This window comes from Brevundimonas sp. CURTG3B2_SDJG, assembly GCF_057364705.1.
This window is the reverse complement of the sequence record NZ_JBNFOJ010000352.1, coordinates 1-2,681: the sequence shown is the minus strand read 5'-3', so window position 1 is coordinate 2,681 and position 2,681 is coordinate 1. Positions and strand designations below refer to the sequence as shown.

The window sequence follows — 2,681 nt, the reverse complement described above, 5'->3', positions numbered from 1 at the left end:
GATCCGGCGCCGCCTCCTCGCCCTGCGACGGCCCCGGCCTCCCAGGGGAACTGCAGCCCCCAGCCGCCCCAGCCATCTGGGCGTCCGCCGGGCCGCCGGGAGGGTCCGCGTCCGGAAGTCCAGCATGGCCCGCGCCGCATCCGGCTGCAGCAAGGTCAGCGGCGGGATGGCGAAGGCGTCCACGTCCCACATCACATGTCCGAAATAATAGTGGTAGTCCCGCCATGTCGCGAGGCCGTAGATCGACGTCGACGACGGCGACGCCGAGTGGGCGGAGGTGTTCAGGTAGAAGAAGGCGGCGTCGGTCATGGCCTGCCACCGGGGCTCGGCGCCGATCAGCCGGATGCGGCCCTTCCACAGGTCCTTCCAGGCCTCCCGGTTGCGGCGCCGCAGTTCATCGAAGCCGAGTTCCGCCGCCGCCGCGACCATCCGCACGGCCTGCCGGTGCGGCTGGTGGTGCATCACGTCGGGAACCAGGCTGACCAGGGTCTGGAAGCGCAACCTGCGCCCCTTGGCTGTCCTCAGGGTCCAGGTGGTCGACAGGGGACCCTGGGCGTCCCACGGCTCCTGCGTCCGTGTGGCCTCGTGCGCGACGGCCGTCGCCATCGCCAGCCCCAGCCGGCCCAGGGCGCCCTCGGACTCCCATAGGATCGAGCCGTCGCAGACCGGCTCGGGCTCTCCGGGCGTGTCCGTCCGCCGCTCGACCATCCGGCCCCGCAGGTCGTTGGCGTCGATCCGCGAGCGCACCATCAGTTCGCAGGCCGCATCCGTCTCCACGGTCACCTGCTGGCAAACGACGGTGGGATGGGTGCGGCTGGCGAAGGTGACGATCTCGACCTCGGCTGTGCGGTCTCCGATCCGGATCCGCAACCGGCTGGTCAGCTCCCCCGTGGCGAAGTCGTAGCTCTGCTCCACCGGCTCGATCGCCCGCGGCTGGTCTCCCGCCCACAATCCGTCCAGTCCGATGTCGCCGCCGAGAGGATAAGGACCGGCGACGGCCGCCTCGATCCGCGTCTCGTGGTGCTCGCCGATGAAGCCGGCCACGATGCACAGGCCGGCTCGCAGCGGAGTCTCCCGGACACGCAGGCCGATCATGCCGTTCGAGACATAGGCCGGCAGGTCGCGTCCGCGCTCGCCCGGTTCGGCCGGGGGGCTGATCGGCCTCCAGTCCGCCATGGCGTCAGACGATCTGGTCGGGATGGGTCTGGGTTCCGGCGGGCGGGGCGTCCACCTCCTGATAGGGATCATCGATTTCGTGGATGGCCAGGATGGTCTCGCCTTCGGCCATCCGGGCCGCCGCGGCGTCGCCCGCCTGAACGTCGGTCTTGGATGGCGCCTTCAGCAGGCGGGTTCCGCCCTCCTGCGTTCCGACGATCACTTCGTAGATGCGCATGGCCGCACTCCTCTGGTCGGGGGTCGCCGTCCCGGCTGCTCAACGAGGCGCTTCCGCTTGGCGCGGCTCCTCGACGGCGGGCAAGGGGCGGCGGCACGGAGAGGGAACGTGGGCCGTCGGCCGCCGTTCCTATGTTGGCCGGACGACGTTCACGAGCGATGTCTTGCGCCCTTGAACCCGCCGGGCCTTTCCGCTATAGCCGCGCGCTCTTGAGATTTCCGCACGCCGTGGACGCGAGCTCCGCGGCGTTTTCCGTTCGAAGGTTTGACTGATGGCCAACAACCCCGGCGCCAAGAAAGCGATCCGCAAGATCGCGGCCCGCACCGAAGTGAACAAGGCGCGCCGCACGCGCGTCCGCACCTTCCTGCGCAAGTTCCAGGAAGCCGTCACGGGCGGCGACGCCGGCGCCGCCAAGGCCGCCTTCGTCGAGGCTCAGTCCGAGCTGATGCGCGCCGTCTCCAAGGGCGTGGTTCACAAGAACACCGGCTCGCGCAAGGTCTCGCGCCTGGCGGCTCAGCTGAAGAAAATGTCGGCCGCCTGACTTTCGGCCACCGGACGGCCTTTCACGGGCCTGTCATGGTAAACCAGTGTAATTTCAACGGCGAGGGCGCATCCGCTCCCTCGCCGTTTCCGCGTGCGTCGGTAACCTCCATCGCGCGAATTGGCGCTCGCTCCTGTGGCGAAAGGAGGATTTCCCGAGACGGGGACGGCCTTTAGCGGAGTCAACAATTTTAACTGCAGATCGAGTCGCGAATCAGCGTTGACGGTCCATCCGCCGAGCGTAAGTTTGGCCCTCTAACGCACTTCCATCCCCACACGGATGAAGGCGGCGCGGAACCTGGTTCCGCGTCGGCGCGGGATGTCTGATCGAGAGAACGACCCCACCCCGGGCGGCGGAGCAGCCGCACCGGAAAGGAGAAGTCGTCCCCGGTTCAGGCCTCCTGGAAGGGCGTCAGGTGATGGAACTTCTTGGCGGGTGGCTGACCGATGATGGGGAGCGCGGGGATGGCGGGGATGACGGATCCGGATCGTATCTGGACCGAGGCGGCTGGGCGTTTGCGCGGCGAGATCGGCGAGGGGGCGTTCAGCTCCTACATCGCGCCGTCGGCCGTGCGCGTCGACGGCGGCGGCCAGCTGATCCTGGTCACCCCGACCGCCTACGCCCGCGACTGGGTGCGCAAGAACGCCCTGCGCCGCATGAACGAGCTGTGGCTCGGCCATGGACGGCCTGTCGCGCCGCCTGGACGTCCGCTGCCGGGCCGAGATGGTCGCGCCCCGCCGGCCTCGG

General features: G+C 69.2%; 3 protein-coding genes and 1 pseudogene. 2 read left to right on the top strand and 2 right to left on the bottom strand.

Going from position 1 to position 2,681, the window contains the following annotated elements; genetic code table 11:
• A pseudogene (locus tag AC2W7C_RS16425) lies at positions 1-1,176 on the bottom strand (glycoside hydrolase family 65 protein); the annotation flags it as partial.
• 4 nt (positions 1,177-1,180) lie between these two features.
• Positions 1,181-1,393, bottom strand: coding sequence for a hypothetical protein (locus tag AC2W7C_RS16420; protein ID WP_486002352.1), 213 nt, complete (start codon positions 1,391-1,393; stop codon positions 1,181-1,183).
• A gap of 271 nt (positions 1,394-1,664) precedes the next feature.
• Between AC2W7C_RS16420 and rpsT the strand changes: the two genes are divergently transcribed.
• Complete coding sequence (rpsT, locus tag AC2W7C_RS16415) at positions 1,665-1,934, top strand: 30S ribosomal protein S20 (protein WP_486002351.1); 270 nt, start codon at positions 1,665-1,667, stop codon at positions 1,932-1,934.
• 473 nt (positions 1,935-2,407) lie between these two features.
• On the top strand, positions 2,408-2,681 hold a 274-nt coding region (locus AC2W7C_RS16410; RefSeq protein WP_486002350.1), incomplete at its 3' end, for a DnaA N-terminal domain-containing protein.